We start from the raw sequence: 20,151 nt of genomic DNA on the forward strand, positions 1-20,151 counted from the left end.
GACCGCGGGCGTCAAGAGGCCCGTTGCGCGGCGATGATCGGGTAGGAGCGCGCCACGGTGACGATCACCACCGACGCGATGAGCGCCTTGATCACATCGCCGGGAATGAACGGCATGGATCCCCAGAAGGCTGTCGCCAGGGGGATCTGGGCGGCGTAGGCGACCCAGGGAATACCGATCAGATAGAGCAGCAGGATGCCGCCGGCCACGCAGCACACGAAGGCGGAGACATAGGTCAAACGGTCCCATGCGCGTTCGACCAGGAAGCCGATCGCATAGGCGGCGACGATCCAGCCGACCAGGAAGCCGCCGCTGGGACCGAGAAACACGCCGAAACCGCCGCGCCCGCCGGAGAGCAGCGGCAGTCCGATCGCGACCAGCGCGAGGAACAGCACCAGCGCCAGGGCGCCCCGGCGGGCGCCGAGAACGCCGCCGGCCAGCATGGCACCGAGCGATTGGGCCGTGATCGGCACGCCGACCAGCGGCAGCGTGAAGGGCGGAAACACGCCGAGCACCGCCACGATCGCCGCAAACAGGGCGATCAGCACCAGATCCTTCGTCGTCATGTCGGGCCTCACTGCGTTGCGCGCATATGGACCATGCGCATGGGCTTGTTGTCGAAATAGTCGCTGTCGGTCAGCAAGGCGCCGTCGGGCAGGCCAATCTCCATATGCGACCGGGTGAACTGCTTGTGGCCGTATTTCTCCGTCGGATACTCGAGATTGCGGGCGCGTTGAAGGTCGTAATGCGATCCCTCCTCGACGAACCGCATCACGAAGGCCGCGCGCTTCTCGAGCTCTCCGGGCTCGAGCCTGACGCTTCGATGCACCACATATTTGTTGAACACAAGTACATCGCCCGGTTCGAAGTCGTCTTCCTCGCAGTGCATTTCGAGAATGTCCGACATCGTCGGGGAATTGAGAATCCCGGCGCGCATCGCGAAATAGTCGCTCATCGACGTTGCGATGCCGCGCCGCGCCTTCTCCTCGAGGGTGGAAATGATCGCCGGCTCGATCTGGTCGTAGATGAAGCGCCCGGACACGATCCGGTCCGGGACATAGGCCATGCCGCCGCGCTGCCCGCGGGCGCGTACGGGGTGCAGGGGCGCCCAGATCGTGCATCCGAATTCGTCGGCCCGCTGGTAGCCGAAGCTTTGAACGCCGACATGCCAGGGAAAGCCCTTGCTCACCCCGCTTTGAAGCTCGAAACACAGTTCGAAGGTGAGAAACAGGGTGCGCCCGGTCAGCGACGTCAGCGTGTCCTGAAAGCTTGGCGTCGCGATCAGGTCGTAGACGTCGTCCTTGCGGCTTTCGAAGTCGTACTTCAGCCGGTTGAATTCCGACTTGAAGTTGTCCGGCGCGGTGCTCATCTCGTGTTCGGTGCGCCGCAGCAGCATGTCGACCGTCGCCGGCGACAGAAATCCGGGAAGCTTCACGTAGCCGTCGGTTGCGAATTTCGCCTTTTGCGCCTCGGTCAGGCGGAAGCCGCTTTCGAACGTCTCCTGCGACATGGCGTCTTCCTCTTGAATATTCAATGAATAGAAAGTTCTGGCGCGCAACTCCATCTTTGCGAGCATGAATTATGAGTCAAGTATTATAAATTGTATGCAGAAATATGTCGTGCACGGGGGGCGGGCGCCCGCCTGCCGGTCCCGCCTGCCCGTCCTGGCATGTGGACCGGCGGCGGGGCGCCCGGAGCCCGGCTCAGCGCCCGTCGCCGTCGATCAGGATCTTGCGGAGGAAGGTCAGGCTGCGGGCGAAGGCGCGCTGGGCCGACGGGGCGTCGTAGGCAGCCTTTCGCCAGTTGTTGAAGCCGTGTCCGGCGCCCTCATAGGCGAACACCGGCGTGCCCTCAGGCAGCTGGCGGCGCAGCTCGGCGATGGCCTCGGGCGGCGTGCCCTTGTCCTCGGCGCCGAAGTGCAGCATCAGCGGGCAGGCGACCTTCCCGGCGATGCCGAGCTTCTCGATGCCGACGCCGTAATAGCCGACCGCGGCGTCGAGTCCGGGCCGCGTCGCGCAGATGGTGGCGAGCTTGCCGCCGAAACAGAAACCCAGCAGGCCGACCCGGTCGTGGCCCTCGGCGCGCAGCGCCGCGACGCAGGTCATGACGTCTTCCGCCGCCAGATCCCAGTCGAGCCTGGCGTAGATGGCGCGGGCGCGCTCCAGATCGTCGCCGTCGTAGCCGAGCTCCACCCCCGGTTCGATTCGCCAGAACAGGTCCGGGACGATCACCCGGAAGCCGGCGTCCGCCCATTGATCGGCGAGTTCGCGAATGTGCAGATTGGTGCCGAAGATTTCCTGCAGGAGGACGAGCGCCGGCGGCGGGGTGTCCCCGGGTGTCTCGGGTGACACCGTGTAGCAGGGCATGTCTCCGGCGTCGGTGGCGAGCGTCATGCGCGTGCCGCGTGGTTCTTTCATGTCGGACTCCAGGTCGTGCGGGCCGGTGGATAGGTGAACCCGATGAATAGGTGACGATGACTGTGGAGAAAGCTCCGGGCCCGACGCAACGCCGGGCCCGGACCGTCAGACGTTGGCCGGATTATTCGAAGCGGGCGCCATAGGCACGCGTCAGGAACTCCTTCAGCCAGGTCCGGGTTTCCGGAGACATGCCGCGCACCGCGTTGACGGCCGCCTCGAGTGCCGGCCCGTCATAGGGCACGTAGCCGTTGAGCGAGGCCTCGATCTCCTTCTGGAAGGTTGCGTCCTGCAGCATCGAGCGGACGCCGGCCTCCAGCGCGGCCACAGCCTCATCGGGCGCATCCTCATGCACCATGAGCACGCGGCCGAGGCTCACCGTCGCCCCGGTCATCGCCATATAGGCGTCCCACGCCGGGCCGGAGGGGTCCTGACCGTCGTTCAGCGAGCGATAGACATCCGCCACCGTCGGCAGGTCGGGCACCGCCGGGTCGGCGACGAGGCGGCCGGCATCGTCGATGAAGCCCTGCGAGAACAGGGGCACCGCCTTGCCTTCCTCGATCATCGGCTGAACCTTGTCGATGTAGTTCGGCATGGTCTGGCCGTCGACATTGGCTTCGCCGCGCTCGAAGGCGAGCAGGGTTTCCGCCTTGCCCTTGTAGCCGGTGATGGCGCGGATTTCCGTGTCGAGCACCTTGAGGCCGAGCAGCGTGTCGATGGACGCCATGATGCCCGCGCTCGCGTGGATCATGTCGCCGGCCTTCGCCTGGATGTCCTGCGGGGTCTCGATGCCCAGTTCCGGGCTGGCGAAGGTCACGCGTCCCGCCGGACCGGCCATCAGCGGATCGTACTGGGTGAGTTCGGCCTGCGAGCCGCGCAGGCCCAGCAGGATGCGCATCAACAGCTGACCGGTGCCGACCATCAGCGTCTCGCCGTTCGGCTCCACCCGCGTGACGTAGTGGTTCGACGCGAGAACCGACCCGGAGCCGGGCATGTTCTGCACGATCACCGAGGGGTTGCCGGGAATGTGGTCGTCGAGATGGTCCGCGACGACGCGGGCGAACTGGTCGGTGCCGCCGCCGGGCGAGAAACCGACCAGCAGGGTGACGGTTTTGCCGGCGTAATATTCCTCCGCCTGCGCGCTCATGGCGCCGAACGAGGCTATCAGGCCCGCGCAAAGCGCGAGTTTCGCCAGCCGTTTGGGAAATGTCTGAGCTTGCATGACTGTGTCCTCCCTTCCTGAGTTTCGGTCGCTTCGAAACTAAGTGTTGACAGTTAAGGGTATTGAAGATTGGATTTCAAGCCGTGAGGATAAAAAGTGTTGATACTTTTGGGAGGGATTATGGTCGAAGCCGCCATTCAGGCGTTGTTCATCGTCATGCAGCCGGGACATCTGGCCTATCTGCTGATCGGCGTGGGTGTCGGGCTCGCCGTGGGGGTTCTGCCGGGGCTGGGAGGCATCGTCGGCATGGCCTTGCTGCTGCCGTTGACCTTCACGATGGAGCCGACGGCCGGGCTGGCGATGCTGATCGGGGTCGCCGCGGTCATCACCACCTCCGACACCTTCGTTTCCGTCCTCATGGGCGTGCCGGGCTCGGCCGGATCGCAGGCGACCGTGGTCGACGGCTATGCGCTGGCGCAAAAGGGCGAGGGCGCGCGGGCGCTGTCGGCCGCCTTCCTCGCCTCCATGTTCGGCGGGGTGATCGGCGCGCTGGCGCTGTGCCTGTCGCTGCCCATCGCCCGCGAGATCGTGCTCGCCTTCGCCTCTCCCGAACTCCTGATGATGAGCCTCATGGGGCTGTGCATGATCGGCGTGCTGTCCGGCAACGCGCCGCTCAAGGGGCTGCTTGCCGCCGCGCTGGGGCTGTTCCTCGGCGCCTGGGGCGCCTCCGACATCACCGCCGAATATCGCTACGACTTCGGGATGGACTATCTGTTCGACGGCCTGCCGCTGGTGGTGCTGTCGCTCGGTCTCTACGCGGTTCCGGAGTTTCTCGATCTGCTGGCGCGCGGCGGGTCGATCGCCCGCGAGGGTCTGGCGGTGGGCTCCGGCTGGGGGCGCGGCGCGCGCGACGTTCTGCGCAACTGGGTCCTTGTCGTGCGCCATGCCCTGGTCGGCGTGGGCGTCGGCATCGTGCCGGGTCTCGGCGCCTCGATCGTGGACTGGCTGAACTACGGCCTGCTGGTGCGCACCGCCCGCGACAAGTCGGGCTTCGGCAAGGGCGACGTGCGCGGCGTGATCGCACCCGAAAGCGCCAACAACGCCAAGGAGGGCGGGGCGCTCATCCCGACGCTTCTGTTCGGCGTGCCGGGCAGCGCCGGCATGGCGCTGCTCTTGAGCGCCATGGTGGTGCAGGGCATCCAGCCCGGCCCGCGCATGCTGACCGACAATCTGGAACTGATCTTCGCGCTGGTGTGGAGCCTTGCCATCGGCAACATCGTCGGCACGGCGGTCTGTTTCCTGCTGTCGCGTCCGATCAGCCGGCTGGCGCTGGTGCCGTTCTCGCTGCTGTTTCCCGTCGTCTTCACGCTGATCATCGTCGGCGCCTATCAGGCCACCCGCCACATAGGCGATCTGGTGACGCTGCTCGCCTGCGGCATTCTCGGCTGGCTGATGAAGCGTTTCGGCTTTCCGCGCGCGCCGCTGCTGATCGGCTTCATCCTGAGCGCGCTCGTGGAGCGCAACCTGTGGATCACGCTGAACCGCTACGGCTGGGAGTGGCTGACGCGTCCGGGCGTCGCCGTGCTCGCCCTGATCACGGTGTCCTTCCTGGTCTATGGCCTGCGTTCGGCGCTCACCCGGAGGGCAACGGCATGACCGCCACCGAACGTTTCAGGCATCTGAGCTTCCTCGCCGCACTGGCCGCGGCCCTTGCCGGCGGCTTCGTCATGGCGACCGGGTTCTTTCCCGGCGGGCGCTTCTTTCCCATGTTCGCGACCGGCTTCGGTCTGGCGTGCTGCGCCCTTCTGGCGGTGACGCTCCTGAAAGGCAAGGCGGAGGCCGGCGGCGCCTTCGACGCCAGCACGCAGTCGTCCGGTTTCGGCACGGCCGCCTTGTTCTTCGCCCTCTTCGGGGTCTACATTGGGCTGGTGCACGGATTTGGCTTTTTTCCCGCCACCGCCGTCGCCTTTCTCGTCTATCTGCGCAGGGCCTCCGATCTGTCGGCCGTCGCGACCCTTGCCGTGACCGCCGCGACGCTCGCCGCGATCTACGCCTTCGGTTACCTGCTCAACATCCACTGGCCGCGCGGGGTGATTGCCGCACTTGTCTAGTCCGTCCGCCGTTCTCCTGACCGCCTCGCGTTATGTCTTCGCTCTCGGCCTCGGCCTGATCGGCGGGGCGGTCTTTCATCTGCTGAACCTGCCCCTGCCCTGGATGCTGGGGGCGATGCTGTTCACCATGGTCGCCAGCGTGTCCGGCGCGCCGCTCGCCTCGCCGCGGCTCGCCCGACCGGCGATGAGCGCGGTGATCGGCGTGGTGCTCGGCACCTACTTCCAGCCGGAGCTCTTCGCCCGGGCCGGCGACTGGCTGATCAGCATCGCGGCGCTCTTCGTGTTCCTGGTGCTGTGCGGCGCGGTGGCCGTCACCTTCTTTCACTTCGTCGGCCGCATGGACTGGAAGACGGCCTATTTCGCCGGCATGCCGGGCGGGCTGATCGAGATGGTGCTCGCCGCCGACGCGAACGGCGCGGATTCCTCCAAGGTGGCGCTCGTTCACTCGACCCGCGTCTTTTTGACCGTGATGGTGCTGCCGGGCCTCGTCGTCTGGGCGGAAGGGGGCGAGGCGGTGGCGCGCGGCGTGAGCGCGATGACCGACATGACCTTCGAGAACGTCGGCCTGCTGCTGGTCTTCGCCGCCGCCGGGGCGTTCTTCGGCAAACTCCTGCGGCTGCCCGCGCGCTATCTGATGGGGCCGATGCTGCTGGTCGCCGCGCTGGAGCTCACCGGCGTGGTCAGCGATCTGCATCCGCCGACGGTGCTTGTATGGGGCGCGCAGGTGGTGATCGGAACCGTCATCGGCTGCCGCTTCGTCGGCGTGACCTGGCGCGGCGTGGCCGGGGTCGTGGGGCTGACCGCGGGCTCCATCGTGCTGTTTCTCGGGCTGGCGCTCGCCTTCGCCGCCCTGCTGGAGCAGTTGATGGGCATCCGCATGGTGCAGGGCGTTCTGGCCTTCGCGCCGGGCGGCGTGGCGGAAATGAGCCTGGTCGCGATCTCGCTGGAGGCCGATGCCGCCTTCGTGGCGCTGCATCACGTCATCCGCATCTCGGCCGTGATGGCGCTGGCCCCGCTGGTCTTCGCGCTGCTCGCCCCCAGGGACAAGAGCTGACGCCCGACGGAGGTTGGGTTGATGCGGCGGATTTCGCCGCGTTTGCCGGTCAGCAAACCGGAACGGATCCCGGGCCGGACCACTCACAAGACCCGAACGCCCCAAACAAACAAAGAAAAAAGGGCCGGAGCGAGAGCTCCGGCCCAGTTGACTGCGTCTTGCCTGGGAGGGGAACAAAGCGCAGGTCGGTCCGCCGCATCGACGGGGCCGTTTCGTCAGTCCGCCGTGCCGTCCTTGGCGGGCAGACCGGAAAGATACGTCGCGACCTCGTCGGTCGGGATCACGTCGGCGTATTTGCAGTTGAGGTCGAACATGCTCATGGCATGGCTCGCCTCGAAGCGGTCGAACGCCGTTTCTTCCGGGATCACGACCTTGAAATTGTAGGAATAGCCGTCGACGGCGGTCGCGCGCAGGCAGCCCGAGGAGGTGCAGCCGCACAGGATCAGCGTGTCGACGTCGAGGAAGTTGAGGTGGCTCATGAAGAGCGTGCCGAAAAAGGCCGAGGGCTTGCGCTTGCCGATCAGGATGTCCTGCGGGCGCGGGGCGAGCGGGGCGACGGTCTGCGTCGCGTGGCTGCCTTCCTGGCTGGTCTTCTCGTGGCCGCGATGGCTCTTGCCCACCTGCACGCCGCTGTCGATCATGTCGGGCCGGCGCTCGGACTGGGTGTAGAAGATCGGAATGTCCTTCTCGCGGGCGATCTTCATCAGCCGCTCGGTATGGGGCACGGTCTTCCAGCCGATGGGGCCGCAATGGGTGCGGTACTTCTTAAGCCCCTCCTTGTGGTCCTCGCCGGGCTCGTCGCCGCAGAAATTGTACTGCACGTCGATGATGAAGAGGGCCGGGCGCTTGCCGAAGCCGCCGCGCTTGCCGTAGCCGGCGAGCTGGAAGATTTCCTTGTCGGCTTCCGTCAGGAACTTGTCCCAGATGCGTTCGCTCATGTGATCACGTGTCCTCAGGTCAAAGGCGTTTGATGTAGGCGCCGGGGGCGGCGTCCGGGCAGGCCAGCGCGCCGTCCTCGAACACGGTCGTGCCGCGCAGGACGGTGTGCGTGACGGCGCCGCGGAAGGTCATGCCGGCATAGGGCGAATAGTCGGAGTGCGACGGGTGCTCCGCCGGGTCGACGGTGGTGGTGCCGGCCGGATCGACGACGGCGAAATCCGCGTCGTAACCTGGCGCGATCGAGCCCTTGTTGGGCAGCGAATAGAGGGCCGCCACGTTGCGCGAGGTCGTCGCCGCCAGCCGCTCGATCGGGATGCCGCGCTTGTAGTAGCCTTCCTCGACCAGCACGGGCAGGATCTGCGCGATGCCGGGAAAACCCGCGGTCGCCGTCCAGATGCTGCCTTCCTTGGTGGCGCGCTTGCGCGGCACGTGGTCGGAGCCGATCGTGGTGATGTCGCCCTCGCGCACGCCCTCCCACAGGGCGTCGATGTCGGACTGCGGCCTGAGCGGCGGGTTGACCTTGCCAATGGTGCCGATGTCCGCGTCGCGCGACAGCGACAGATAGTGGATGCAGGTCTCGATGTTGATCGGCGGACGGCCCGGGCGCCGCATGCGGCGCACCTGCTCCAGGCTTTCGGCCGCCGACATGTGCACGATGTTGACCGGGCAGCCGGTCTTTTCGCCGAAGAAGGCGACGCGGAAGACGTTTTCCGTCTCCAGGAAGCCCGGCGACTGCTCGTCCCACGCGACCAGATCGTCGCGGCCGGCGTCCTTGAGCGGCTCGCGGAAGATCGGAATGACCTCGGTGTTCTCGCAATGCACGCTGACGACGCCGCCGGGCACCTTGGCGCCGGCCTGCATCGCGCTGTAGAGCAGCGCGTCGTCCACCTCGGTGAAGCCCTTGGCCGCCCCGGTCGCGCCCTTGTACATGAGATACACCTTGATCGAGGTGATCCCGAAGCGGCGCGACAGCGCGCCCAGTTCCTCCACGTGCCGGCGCGAGGTCACGCCGAAATGCAGGCCGAAGTCGGTCATCGCGGTGGCTTCGCCGGCTTCGATCCACGGCCCCGTGGAGGCGCCGAGATCCTCGTGGCGCCAGAAGCTCATCAGCCCGGTGACGCCGCCGAAGGCCGCCGTGCGGGTCTCGGTCGCCCAGTCGTTTTCCTTGTCGCCGAAGCCGACATGGGTGTGCGGGTCGATCAGGCCGGGCAGGATCCACTTGTCGCTGCAGTCGATCACGCGGGTCGCGGAGACCGTTTCCGACGGATCGAGGATCGCGGCGATGCGGCCGTTCTTCACGGCGATGCTGCCCCGGCGCACGCCCTCCGCCGGGAAGACGATGTCGCCGTTCTTCAGGACGAGGTCGTAGCTCATTCGGCGGCCTCCTTCTGCATGGCGAGCACCCGCTCGCCGGCGTCGTTCCACACTTCCTGGCGCACGATCCGCCCGTCGACGATGTCGAAGCGGTCGGCGAAGCGAATGCCGTCGAAAGCGCTGCCGTCGGGCCATTCGCCGTAAAGCGTGCCGGTGATCAGAACGCCGATCGCCGCACCGGCGTCCCAGGCGTCGCGCCGGGTGATCGTCTTGCACACCCGGCGATAGCGGCCGGAGGAATTGGCGACGATCTCGTCGATGCTGGAAAAGCGGCGGCCGCCGGGAAAGGTGATTTCCGGCGCCGGGCCCACGAAGCCGCGCGCGGCGTCGAGATCGCGGCGTTCCATCGCTTCGAGATAGGCGACGGCGAGGTCTCTGGCCTCGTCGAGTGTCATCGATGTCTCTCCCTCGTGGTTCAACGGACTGCGCGGGGTGTGCCGCGCGGATCAGGTCGCAGGCGCCGTGTCGCTCAGCTGCGCGAGCAGGGTTTCGAAGATGCCGCCATTGCCGAGCAGCGCGCGCTCCTGCGATCCGGCCACGTCGAGACGGGCCGCGAAGCGCAGGGGCGTGCCGTCGTCGCGGGTCGCGGTGACCGCGACCGGCGCGTCGTCGGACAGCGCGTCGTGCAGGCCTTCGAAACGATAGGTCTCGAAGCCGGTAAGGCCCAGGCTGTCGGCATCCTCGCCGTCGGCGAAAACCAGCGGCACGATGCCCATGCCGATCAGATTGGCCCGGTGGATGCGCTCGAAGGAGCGCGCCAGCACGACGCGCACGCCGAGCAGGCGCGGGCCCTTGGCCGCCCAGTCTCGGCTCGAGCCCATGCCGTAGTCGCGTCCGGCCAGCACCACCGCCGGCGCGCCGTCCTCGTTGAGGCGGCAGGCGGCCTCGTAGATCGGGACCGGCTCCGCCTGCGCCGACAGGCGGGTGAAGCCGCCCTCGGTGCCGGGCGCCAGCGCATTCTTCATGCGCTGGTTGGCGAAGGTGATCCGCGCCATGAATTCGTGATTGCCGCGCCGCTGTGTCACGGCGTTGAAGTCCTTCGGCGCCACGCCCTGGTCGATGAGATACTGACCGGCCAGACTGTCGGGCAGGATCTCGCCGCTCGGCGTGACGTGGTCGGTCGTCAGACTGTCGCCCACCTTCACCAGCACGCGGGCCCCCTCGATCGCATCGGGCAGCGGCCCGCCGTCGAGGTCGAAGAAGGGCGGGCGCTTGATGTAGGTCGAGGCCGGGTCCCAGTCGAAACGCGGACCCGTCGCGGTTTCCAGGTCGTGCCAGAGCTCGGAGCCGTCGAACAGCGTCTCGTAGCTTTCGCGGAAGCGTTCGGGGCGCTGGCTGGTGCGCACCAGCCGGTCGATCTCGTCGCGCCCCGGCCAGATGTCGCGCAGATAGACCGGCGCGCCGTCGCGGTCCGTGCCGAGCGGCTCGGCCTCGAAATCGATGGTGACGCGGCCGGCCAGCGCATAGGCGACGACCAGCGGCGGGGAGGCGAGATAGGCGGCGCGCGCCGTCTTGTGGATGCGTCCCTCGAAATTGCGGTTGCCGGACAGGACGGCCGCCGCCACCAGCCCCTCGTCGGCGACCGCCTGCGCGATTGCCGGGTCGACCGGGCCGGACTTGCCGGAGCAGGTCGTGCAGCCGTAGCCGACGATGTGGAAGCCGAGCGTCTCGAGCGGCGTCAGGAGGCCGGCATCTCCGAGATAATCCTTCACCAGCCGCGAGCCCGGCGCGAGCGAGGTCTTCACGAAAGGCGGCGGGACCAGGCCCTTTTCGGCCGCGTTGCGCGCCAGAAGCCCGGCGGCGATCATCACCGACGGGTTCGACGTGTTGGTGCACGAGGTGATCGCGGCGATGGTGATCGAACCGTGCGTGAGCGTCGCCGTCTCGCCGTCGAGCGTGACCTCGGCACGGGCGTCGAGCGCGTCCGGCGACAGACCGAACCCGCGCTCCTCCGTCGGCTGGGTCAGGGCCTGGGTAAAGCTCGCCTTGACGTCCGGAAGCGCGACACGGTCCTGCGGACGCTTCGGCCCGGCGACGCTCGGCACGATGGACGACAGGTCGATGTCGATCGCCTCCGACACCGTCGGCTCCCAGGCGGGGTCGTCGACGAAGAGACCGGCGGCCTTCGCATAATCTTCCACCAGCGCGATCTGTTCCGCCGAGCGGCCCGACTGGGCGAGATAGTCGATGGTGCGCGCGTCGATGGGGAAATAGCCGACCGTCGCGCCGTATTCCGGCGCCATGTTGGCGAGCGTCGCGCGATCGGGCACGCTCAGCGCGGCGACGCCGGGTCCGAAGAACTCGACGAAGGCGCCGACCACATCGGCCTGGCGCAGGCGCTGGGTGACGGTCAGCACGAGGTCGGTCGTGGTCGAGCCGGCCGGCAGGGCGCCGGTCAGTCGCACGCCGACGACGCGGGGAATGCGCACCACATAGGGCTGGCCGAGGGCCGCGGCCTCGCCGTCGATGCCGCCGACACCCCAGGCGAGCAGCCCGAGGCCGTTGACCATCGGCGTGTGGGAATCGCAGCCGAGCACGAACTCGGGTGCCGCGACCGGGCCGACGCCGGGCACCTCGTGAAGGTCGACGACCTTCGCGAGCTTTTCCAGATGGACCTGATGAATGATGCCCGCGCCCGGCGGCACCACGCGCAGGCTTTTAAAGGCCTGCTGCGCCCACTTGAAGAAGGCGTAACGCTCGCGGTTGCGGACGTATTCCAGCTCGATGTTGCGCGCCACCGCATCCGGCCGGCCGGCGACATCGACGATCAGGGAATGGTCGACGACAAGCGTCACCGGCACGCGGGGCTCGACCTTTTCCGGGTCCTCGCCGCGCGCGGCAAGCGCGTCGCGGGCGGCCGCCAGATCCATGAGCGCCGGCAGCCCGCTGGAATCGGGCAAAAGCACACGCGACACCCGAAGCGGCACGACCAGGTCGCGCGACGTCGCGTCAAAGGCGAGAAGGGCGTCGATTGCCGCGCCGACGGGCTCGCCTGCGAGCGCCTGACGCGTCATATTCTCCAGCACGACGAGCAGGGACTTGGGCAGGCGCGCGATCCGCTCCTTGCCGAGCGCCGGCAGATCGACGATCCGGGGGCCGGGCACTCCGTGCTCGGGCCGCCCGTGCTCGGGAGCGCGCGCGGGAAGGTCGGACAGGGGAATGGACATATGGCCTGACATGGATCCTCCTTTCCCTTGGCGATATCGGTCGGGCCGCAAAGTGTCAACACTTTTGTTGAAACTGGCTTGTGGCCCGCATGAAATTCGTTTAGTTTCGCGATTATCGCGGAAACCTTGATTGAAGTGTCGACAGAAAGGGCTCGCTTTGGCTGAGAAGCAACATCAGACACTGGTCGACCGGGTTTTCGAGAGCATCTTCGACCTTCTATTGACGGGCGAGATTCCACTCGGAGGGGTTGTCAACGAGGCGGCGCTGGCCGAGCGCTTCCAGGTCAGTCGCGGTCCGGTCCGCGAGGCGGTGAAACGGCTCCAGGGCCGACAGTTGGTGGTCAAGGAGCCCTATCTCAAGGCTCGCGTCGTGGATCTGTCGGTCGCCGACATGATCCAGATCTTCCAACTGCGCGAGGCGGTGGAGGGGATGTCGGTGCGTCTGGCGACGCAGGTCATGTCCGACGCCGAGATGGATGCGCTGGTGGAGGATTTTTCCACCGCGCGGGCCTCGCGCGACGGACCGGCGCTGGACGTGCACGTGCGCATCGCCGATGGCTGCGGCAACGCCCGCATCCGCTATCTGCTGTGCGAGGAGCTCTACTATCTCCTGCGCCTGTACCGCGCCCGCTCCGGCAAGGTGCCCGGCCGCCGCGAGGATGCCTTTTCCGAACACTGGCAGATCCTGCGCGCCATGAAGGCGCGCGACGCGGATCTCGCCGAATCCCTGATGCGCGCGCACATCGCGCGCGCCACCCGCGCCTTGCACGACCTGCTCGAGGCCCGTGGCGAGGACGCGACTGCACAATCCGAAAAAAGGAAAACCGGATGAAGAAGACCGATGCCCGCGCCGTGAAACCGACCAGGATGATGCGCGAGCTGCTCGCCGCCGACGGCCTCCTTGTGTCGCCGGGCGTGTTCGACGGCTACAGCGTGCGTCTCGTGGAGCAGATGGGTTTCAAGACCGCCTGCACCACCGGCGCCGGCCTCGCCAATTCGCGCATGGGCGTGCCCGATGTCGGCATCATGGGGCTGACCGACAATGTCGACGCCTGCCGCATGATCGCGCGCAGCGTCTCGATCCCGGTGATGGCCGACGCCGACACCGGCTACGGCAATCCGGTCACCGTCTATCACACGATCCAGCGCTTCGAGGAGGCCGGGGTCGCCGGCGTCAACATCGAGGATCAGGTCAGCCCCAAGCGCTGCGGCCACATGGCCGGCAAGGACGTGATCGACATGCGCGAGATGGCGCGCAAGATCGAGGCGGCCTGCGACGCGCGCCGCGACGACGACTTCGTGGTGCTGGCCCGCACGGACGCGATCGCGCTCGAGGGTCTCGAAGGCGCGATCCGCCGCGCCAAGCTTTACGCCAAGGCGGGGGCGGATCTCATTTTCGCCGATGCGATCCAGGGCGAGGACCAGATCAAGGCCCTGGTCGATGCCGTCCCGGTGCCCGTGTCGGTCAACATGGGCTTCGGCATCCGCAACCGTCCCACCACGCCGCTCATTCCCTACAAGCGTCTGGCGGAACTCGGCGTCAAGCGCGTGACGCTGCCGCGCCTGATGCCGGCCGCAGCCCTGATGGCGATGCAGAACGCGCTCGCCATCCTGAAGGAGGCGATCCCCTCCGACGAGGTGGTCGACCGCCCCGATCTGCTGGTCTCCATCGACGACATCTGGGGCCTGATGGGCCAGCCGGAAGTCAAGGAGATGGAACGCTACTACAACGATCTGGACGGGGTCGCCGTGCCGCCGGAACTCGCCGCGCCGGAGATGGCGAAGCAGGGCTGACGCGCTCTCTCGCCGGTCTTGCCAAGAAGACAAGGGCCCGCTTCGGCGGGCCCTTTTTGTTTGCCGGCGCGCGGACCACAGTCCCGCGCGCCGCGCGCGCTGCGCACGAAAAAAAACGGCGGCCCGGGCGGGCCGCCGTTCGAGGGCGTTGCAGTTTGCGCGGGCCCCGCGTCCGTGCGGACGCGCGACCCTACGTCAGCCGGCGCAGGCGGCGGACACCGGATTTCAGCGCCGGCAGCATCAGCAGCAGCACCAGCGCGGCGGAGCAGGCCAGGAAGGCGGCGCTGATCGGCCGGTCGATGAAGGTCATCATGTCGCCGCGCGAGAACAGCAGCGCCCGGCGGAAGTGCTGTTCGATCATCGGCCCCAGGATGAAGCCCATCAGCATCGGCGCGGTGGGATACTGGAACATGTTCATCATGTAGCCGATGATGCCGAAGACGATCACCGTCATCACGTCGAACGGGTTGTTGTTCACGCTGTAGACGCCGACGCAGATGAAGAAGATCACCGCCGGAAACAGCAGGCGCTGCGGGATCGTGAGAATGCGCACCCAGACGCTGATCAACGGGATGTTGAGCACCAGCAGCATCAGGTTTCCGATCCAGAAGCTGACCACCAGGCCCCAGAAGAGGTCCGCGTGCACGGAGAAGAACTCCGGGCGCGGGGTGATGCCGTGGATCATCATCGCCCCGAGCAGCACCGCCATCGAGGCATCGCCGGGAATGCCGAGCGCCAGCGTGGGGATGAACGCAGCCTGCGTCGAGGCGTTGTTCGCCGCTTCCGGAGCGGAGATGCCCTCGATCGCGCCCTTGCCGAAGCGCGAGGGATCGCGCGCGACCCGCTTTTCCATCGCATAGGCGAGGAAGGCGGCGAGCGTCGGTCCGGCGCCGGGCAGGATGCCGATGAAGGAGCCGATGCCGGCCCCGCGTATCGCCGGGCGCCAGCATTGCCCGAGGTCCGCGCGGGTGGGCATCAGGTCGCGCAGACGCACCTTCTGCAGGTTGTCGGTGGGGCGGTCCGGCTGACCGGCGTTCTTCAGGATCTCCGCGACGCCGAACAGCCCCATCGCCATGGCGACCAGGTTGAGCCCGTCCTGCAATTCCAGAATGCCGAAGGTGTAGCGCAGCGTGCCGGAGGTGGTGTCCATGCCGATCATCGCCAGCAGCAGACCGGCGACGACGGACACCACGCCCTTCATCGGTGAGCCGACCGCCATCGTCGCCGCCGCGATCAGGCCGAGCAGCATGATCGAGAAATATTCGGCGGAGGAGAACTCCAGCGCCATGGAGCCGAGCGCCGGGGCGAAGCCCATCAGCAGCACGATCGCCACGCAGCCGCCGAAGAAGGAGGTGATGGTGGTGATGAACAAGGCCACGCCCGCGCGCCCCTGCTTGGCCATCGGATAGCCGTCGAGCGCGGTCACCGCGGTGGTCGAGGTGCCCGGCAGGTTCAGCAGGATCGAGGCGGTCGAGCCGCCGTATTGCGCGCCGTAGAAGATGCCCGCCAGCATGATGAGCGCGCTCATCGGCTGCAGGTGATAGGTGATCGGCAGCGTCATCGCGACCGCCGCCAGCGGCCCGATGCCGGGCAGCACGCCGATGAACATGCCGATGGAGACGCCGATCAGGCAGAACAGCAGGCCTTCATAGGTCACCGCCATGTCGAAGCCGACGGAAAGTCCGCTCATGAGATCCATGGGCTCAGCCTCCGAACGCGGACATGGGGATACCCAGTCCCCAGATGAAGATCGTGTAACCGGCGGCGCACAGGCCGCCGGCGAGAAGCAGAGAACTGCGCCAGGTGGTGCCGATCTCCACATAGGCGCAGGCCAGCACCAGAAGCACGGTGGCGGGCACGAAGCCGACCCGGTCGACCAGCACCGCCCAGACGAGAATCCCGCCCATGATCAGGGCGAAGGGTCTGAGCGCGAAGTGGACGTTGCTTTCCGGCGCCCGGCGGGCCTGCAGGGCGACGACCCCCGCGGTGGCGATCAGCAGCAGGCTCAGGCCGACGGGTGCGAAGCCCGGGCCCATCCGCGTGATCGATCCGAGCGGATAGTCGAGCGCGATGACGAGCGCGCCGACGCCGGTGGCCACGAAGGCCAGGGCGGCGATCAGTTCCGCCCGGTTCCAAACAGGTTTCATGTCTCCTCCCGGATCGGGGCGGCCGATCCATTTGTCCGTCCGGCTGACGCCAGGCCGGCGCCTGCACATTGATAGAGCGTTTGACCGGTGATGGCACCGGCCTCGATGCTTGCCAGAAAGGCGACGGTCGCCGCCACTTCCTCGGCGGCGACGAAGCGGCCGAGCGGCGGCGGTGGCGGCATGGGGGCCGCACGGTGCGGGTCGCGCAGCATCGGCGTGTCCGTCGCGCCCGGCGCGACCACATTGACCGTGATGCCACGGTCGATCAGATCGGCGGCGAGCGAACGGGCCAGCCCGTCGAGCGCGGCCTTGGAGGCGGCATAGAGCTGACGCCCGGCGCGGCCCCGCGCCGCCCGGCTCGACAGCAGCACGATCCGGCCGCGCCCTGTCGGCATGGTCGGGGTCAGCGCGGCGGCAAGATGCGCCGCCGCGCCCACGTGAAGAAGCCAGAGATCGCGCCCGGCGGTGGCCCATGTCCGCGTGTCCGCATCGGCCCGCATGATGCCGGCGGCATGGACGAAGACGCTCCAGGGGGCGCCCGCGACCTGCGCGCACACGCGCGCGAGATCGTCCGGCGCCGTCAAATCGGCCCGCAGGGTTTCATGCTGGCGATCGCCCGCCGCCTCCGCGCCCGCTCCAGAGGCGCCGGCGGTCTCCCCGGCGACCCTGTCGACGCCGACGACCTCGTAGCCGTCGGCCATCAGCCGCCGCGCCACCGCGCGACCTATGCCGGATGCGCTCCCGGTAACCAGGGCCCGCGCGGCGCTTGTTGTTTCGGTACGGATCACACGCTCCCAATCTTCAGTCTGTCCGGCATGCCGGCCCCAACCGGTCCCGACCCGGTCCCCGACCGGACGCCGGAGGCATCCGCCGTCGCCCCCGACCGCCAGGCTTTTGGCCTTGGCGGGTGGCCCGTCGCTTGCCGGCAATGCCGGCCGATCCCCCATGGTCACCCGCTGCGACCGGGGGCGGCGCGGATGTCCGTCGCGGCCCGGCCCCAAAAGCTGCCCGCCGGTCGGCAGGCGCCGCGACCCGGGAGGGCGAGCGGCGCGTCATGGGCACACCTGGCGACATACCCGGCGACACGCCCGGCCAGACACTTGGCCAGACACCCGGCCAGTGGGCCGCGATTTTCGTCGCCATACTGTCATTTGCGCGCAAACTGTCAACACTATAAGTGCAAGACGAGCGCGTTCGACGAACCCTGACGCCTTTCGGGAGATTCGGGAAGCCTCTCGGCCTCCTTGCAAACGATGTATAAAAAAGACAACAAGTCTCTGCCCTCTTTCGCGAAATCCTGTGACGCGCGGATCCGCGCGCAAAACGGTTGACACTCCCGGCCGTGATCGTGAATAGTGTTGACACTTTTCGGGGAGGCGATGCCGGCTGGCAGCTGCGTCCCGCCAGGCGTCGGCCGGTCAGCGGTGCGCGACGGCGGAGACCCGGGTTGCAGAGAGACGAGGCCCGGCGAAGCGTTGCCGGATGAGTCCTTGCCGGGAGTGTCAAGGGGGAGCCGACATGGCGCACGACACGATGTCGGGTATCGAGATGGATATGCACATCGAGGTTCTGGTGATCGGCGCCGGCGGCTGCGGGCTGACGGCCGCCATTGCCGCGCATGAGGCCGGCGCCGAGGTTGCCGTCATCGAGAAGCTCGAGCGTGCCGCCGGAAACACCGTTCTGTCGAGCGGATCGATCCCCGGCGCGGGAACGCGGTTCCAGAAGGCGGCCGGGATCGACGACACGGCGGAGCGCTTCAAGGCCGATCTGCACCGGGTCGCGGGGGACCATGACGCGCCGCATCTGACCGCCGCGCTGGCCGGGCTGTCCGGGCCGCTTGTGGAATGGCTGGTCGATGTCGCCGGCGTCGAACTGACCCTCGTCGAGACCTATCGTCATGTCGGCCACAGCGTGGCGCGTCTGCATGCGCCGCCGTCGCGGTCCGGTGCGGATCTTCTGGCGGGTCTGGAGCGGGCGGCGGAAGCGCGCGACATTCCGCTGGCTTTCGCGCAGCCGGCCGTGCGGCTCCTGGAGCGCGACGGGCGCGTGATCGGCGCCGAAACCCGCGATTCGCAGGGGCGCACGCTGCGCATCGGCGCCAAGGCGGTCGTGCTGGCGACCAACGGCTTCGGCGGCGCGCCGGGTCTGTTGCACCTCAACTGCCCGTCGACCCGCGCGGCGCAATATGCCGGCGCGCCCGGCAGCGAGGGCGAGGCCCTGCGCTGGGGTCGCGACCTGGGCGCGGCGACCGGCAATCTCGGCGCCTTTCAGGGCCATGCGGCCATCGCCGCCCGCAACGGCGCGCTGGTGACCTGGACCGTGATCGAGCGCGGCGGCCTGATCGTCGATGCGAATGGTAACCGCTTCGCCGACGAAACGCTCGGCTACTCGGCCTTCACCGATCATGAAATGACCGCCGAGGGGCCCTGCGTGATGATCTACGACGCCCGCATCGCGGAAAGCGTGCGGGCCGGCCAGCCGACCTTCGGGGATGTGCTGGCGCCCGGCGTGACGATCGTCGAGGAGACGGTTGCCGCCCTGGCGCGGCGCGCGGGCCTGCCGGCGGACCGTCTGGAACGGACTTTGTCCTGCTGCGCCCGCGCCGCCGAAGGTGGCAGCGACCGTTTCGGTCGCACAAGCTGGGAGATGGGGCCGCTGCGCGCGCCGCTTTACGCAACCCAGATCATGCCGGCGGTGTTTCACACCCAGGGCGGACTGATGGTGGATGCGCGCGCCCGCGTGCTGCGCCCGGACGGCGAGGCGATCCCCGGTCTCTTCGCCGGCGGCGGCGCGGCCGTCGGGATCAGCGGACGGTCCGGCTCCGGCGGCTATGTGTCCGGCAACGGGCTGCTGTCCGCGCTGGGTCTTGGATACGTGGCCGGTCGCGCTGCCGGACAGGCCGCGAGGGGGCGCACCGCGCCCGAGGCTACGTCGCGCGCGGATGCCGTGCCGCGCGCGGCGCGTGAAGTTTCTTGTGTCGCAAACGGAGGATGACATGAAACGAACACTGACGACGCTTCTGGCGGGGGCCGGCCTGGCCCTTGCCGCGATGACCGCGCAGGCGGCGGCGGAGTTTCCGTCGCGCGCCGTGACCATCATCGTGCCCTATTCGCCGGGCTCGACCGACACGCTCGCCCGGACGCTGTCCGAGGGTCTGTCGGAGGAACTCGGCACTCCGGTGGTTGTGGAAACGCGCCCCGGCGCCGGCGGCACCGTCGGCGGCGCCTATGTCGCCAACGCCGATCCGGACGGGCACACGCTGCTGTTCGCGGTGAGCTCGGTGCAGACGGTCGCCCCGCATCAGCGTGACCTGCCCTACGGCTTCGAGGATCTCAAGCCGGTCGCGCGGGTCGCCGTGGGACCGAACGTCCTCGCCGCGCGCGCCGACGCGCCCTTCAAGACGATGGAGGAGATGCTCGAATACGCCAAGGCGAATCCGGGCAAGGTCAGCTACGGCAGCGCCGGCACCGGCGGGGCGACGCATATCGCCGCCGAGGCCATCGCCAAGGCCGCCGACATCGAGATGTTCCACATTCCCTTCGGCGGCGTGACCCCGGCCATCGCCGCGACGGTCGCCGGCGATGTCGACGTCGTGCTCGGCTTCGCCTCGGCGATCCTGCCGCAGGCCGAGGCCGGCAAGCTCGTGGCGCTGGCGCAGCTCAGCGAGGAGCGTGCGCAGCTCGCCCCGGACCTGCCGACGCTGAAGGAAGCCGGCGTCGATCTGGCGCTGCCGCCCAACGTCGGCATCTGGGCGCCGGCCGGCACGCCGGACGATGTCGTCGAGACGATCTCCGCGGCGGTCGCCAAGGCTGTCCAGCGCGAGAATTTCGTCAAGTTCGGCAAGACCACGCTGACGGAAATCGACTATGCGGACGCGCTGACCTTCACCGAGGTGCTGCTCGCCGAAAACAGCTACTTCGAGTGGCTGCTGCCGCAGATCGACTTCTCGCAGTAAAGCGCTGCGTGTCGCGGTAAACCGCGACGGAGAA

18 protein-coding genes are annotated in these 20,151 nt (G+C 68.0%); 7 read left to right on the forward strand and 11 right to left on the reverse strand.

The window, feature by feature from the left end; all coding sequences use genetic code 11:
- Nucleotides 1-11: 11 nt before the first annotated feature.
- From ABL312_RS19960 to ABL312_RS19975, 4 genes are all read right to left on the reverse strand, one after another.
- Nucleotides 12-566: a biotin transporter BioY gene (locus tag ABL312_RS19960; RefSeq protein WP_349359146.1), complete on the reverse strand. Its 555-nt coding sequence runs from the start codon at nt 564-566 to the stop codon at nt 12-14.
- An 8-nt stretch (nt 567-574) separates the two neighbouring features.
- Nucleotides 575-1,510 (reverse strand): hypothetical protein, encoded by a 936-nt coding sequence (locus ABL312_RS19965; RefSeq protein WP_349359147.1) that lies wholly within the window; start codon nt 1,508-1,510, stop codon nt 575-577.
- A 193-nt stretch (nt 1,511-1,703) separates the two neighbouring features.
- Nucleotides 1,704-2,417: a dienelactone hydrolase family protein gene (locus ABL312_RS19970; protein WP_349359148.1), complete on the reverse strand. Its 714-nt coding sequence runs from the start codon at nt 2,415-2,417 to the stop codon at nt 1,704-1,706.
- Between the two features lie 121 nt (nt 2,418-2,538).
- Nucleotides 2,539-3,636, reverse strand: coding sequence for a hypothetical protein (locus tag ABL312_RS19975; protein ID WP_349359149.1), 1,098 nt, complete (start codon nt 3,634-3,636; stop codon nt 2,539-2,541).
- A gap of 120 nt (nt 3,637-3,756) precedes the next feature.
- On the opposite strand from ABL312_RS19975, the gene ABL312_RS19980 reads away from it, so the two are divergent.
- Genes ABL312_RS19980 through ABL312_RS19990 form a run of 3 tightly spaced genes read left to right on the forward strand, consistent with a single transcriptional unit; the run spans nt 3,757 to nt 6,741 of the window.
- The gene (locus tag ABL312_RS19980; protein WP_349359150.1) at nt 3,757-5,232 is read left to right on the forward strand and encodes a tripartite tricarboxylate transporter permease; all 1,476 of its coding nucleotides are present in this window, start codon (nt 3,757-3,759) and stop codon (nt 5,230-5,232) included.
- Nucleotides 5,229-5,687 (forward strand): tripartite tricarboxylate transporter TctB family protein, encoded by a 459-nt coding sequence (locus ABL312_RS19985; RefSeq protein ID WP_349359151.1) that lies wholly within the window; start codon nt 5,229-5,231, stop codon nt 5,685-5,687. Before ABL312_RS19980 ends, ABL312_RS19985 begins: the two co-directional genes overlap by 4 nt.
- Complete coding sequence (locus ABL312_RS19990; RefSeq protein WP_349359152.1) at nt 5,680-6,741, forward strand: AbrB family transcriptional regulator; 1,062 nt, start codon at nt 5,680-5,682, stop codon at nt 6,739-6,741. The genes ABL312_RS19985 and ABL312_RS19990 overlap by 8 nt, the downstream gene beginning before the upstream one ends.
- Before the next feature lie 215 nt (nt 6,742-6,956).
- On the opposite strand, the gene ABL312_RS19995 is transcribed toward ABL312_RS19990, so the two are convergent.
- Genes ABL312_RS19995 through acnA form a run of 4 tightly spaced genes read right to left on the reverse strand, consistent with a single transcriptional unit; the run spans nt 6,957 to nt 12,233 of the window.
- The gene (locus tag ABL312_RS19995; protein ID WP_349359153.1) at nt 6,957-7,679 is read right to left on the reverse strand and encodes an isochorismatase family protein; all 723 of its coding nucleotides are present in this window, start codon (nt 7,677-7,679) and stop codon (nt 6,957-6,959) included.
- Nucleotides 7,680-7,698: 19 nt separating this feature from the next.
- The gene (locus ABL312_RS20000) at nt 7,699-9,054 is read right to left on the reverse strand and encodes a dihydroorotase family protein (protein ID WP_349359154.1); all 1,356 of its coding nucleotides are present in this window, start codon (nt 9,052-9,054) and stop codon (nt 7,699-7,701) included.
- On the reverse strand, nt 9,051-9,449 hold the full coding sequence (locus ABL312_RS20005; RefSeq protein WP_349359155.1) for a nuclear transport factor 2 family protein: 399 nt from the start codon (nt 9,447-9,449) through the stop codon (nt 9,051-9,053). Before ABL312_RS20005 ends, ABL312_RS20000 begins: the two co-directional genes overlap by 4 nt.
- A gap of 51 nt (nt 9,450-9,500) precedes the next feature.
- A complete protein-coding gene (acnA, locus tag ABL312_RS20010) occupies nt 9,501-12,233 on the reverse strand; it encodes an aconitate hydratase AcnA (protein WP_349359156.1) in 2,733 nt (910 codons plus the stop codon).
- A gap of 145 nt (nt 12,234-12,378) precedes the next feature.
- Between acnA and ABL312_RS20015 the strand changes: the two genes are divergently transcribed.
- Both ABL312_RS20015 and ABL312_RS20020 read left to right on the forward strand, forming a co-directional pair.
- Nucleotides 12,379-13,053 carry a GntR family transcriptional regulator gene (locus ABL312_RS20015; protein WP_349359157.1) on the forward strand — a complete coding sequence of 225 codons (675 nt, stop codon included), beginning with the start codon at nt 12,379-12,381 and terminating at the stop codon, nt 13,051-13,053.
- Complete coding sequence (locus ABL312_RS20020; RefSeq protein WP_349359158.1) at nt 13,050-14,015, forward strand: isocitrate lyase/PEP mutase family protein; 966 nt, start codon at nt 13,050-13,052, stop codon at nt 14,013-14,015. The genes ABL312_RS20015 and ABL312_RS20020 overlap by 4 nt, the downstream gene beginning before the upstream one ends.
- A gap of 190 nt (nt 14,016-14,205) precedes the next feature.
- On the opposite strand, the gene ABL312_RS20025 is transcribed toward ABL312_RS20020, so the two are convergent.
- Genes ABL312_RS20025 through ABL312_RS20035 form a run of 3 tightly spaced genes read right to left on the reverse strand, consistent with a single transcriptional unit; the run spans nt 14,206 to nt 16,878 of the window.
- Nucleotides 14,206-15,714, reverse strand: coding sequence for a tripartite tricarboxylate transporter permease (locus ABL312_RS20025; RefSeq protein ID WP_349359159.1), 1,509 nt, complete (start codon nt 15,712-15,714; stop codon nt 14,206-14,208).
- Nucleotides 15,715-15,718: 4 nt separating this feature from the next.
- Nucleotides 15,719-16,162: a tripartite tricarboxylate transporter TctB family protein gene (locus tag ABL312_RS20030; RefSeq protein WP_349359160.1), complete on the reverse strand. Its 444-nt coding sequence runs from the start codon at nt 16,160-16,162 to the stop codon at nt 15,719-15,721.
- Nucleotides 16,159-16,878 (reverse strand): SDR family oxidoreductase, encoded by a 720-nt coding sequence (locus ABL312_RS20035; RefSeq protein WP_349359161.1) that lies wholly within the window; start codon nt 16,876-16,878, stop codon nt 16,159-16,161. The genes ABL312_RS20030 and ABL312_RS20035 overlap by 4 nt, the downstream gene beginning before the upstream one ends.
- 802 nt (nt 16,879-17,680) lie before the next feature.
- Here ABL312_RS20035 and ABL312_RS20040 point away from each other — a divergent pair.
- Both ABL312_RS20040 and ABL312_RS20045 read left to right on the forward strand, forming a co-directional pair.
- Entirely contained in the window at nt 17,681-19,156 is a 1,476-nt protein-coding gene (locus ABL312_RS20040; RefSeq protein WP_349359162.1) for an FAD-dependent oxidoreductase, read from the forward strand.
- Nucleotide 19,157: 1 nt separating this feature from the next.
- The gene (locus ABL312_RS20045; RefSeq protein WP_349359163.1) at nt 19,158-20,117 is read left to right on the forward strand and encodes a tripartite tricarboxylate transporter substrate binding protein; all 960 of its coding nucleotides are present in this window, start codon (nt 19,158-19,160) and stop codon (nt 20,115-20,117) included.
- The last annotated feature ends 34 nt before the right edge of the window (nt 20,118-20,151 follow it).

The organism is Stappia sp. (genome assembly GCF_040110915.1).
Classification (GTDB): domain Bacteria; phylum Pseudomonadota; class Alphaproteobacteria; order Rhizobiales; family Stappiaceae; genus Stappia.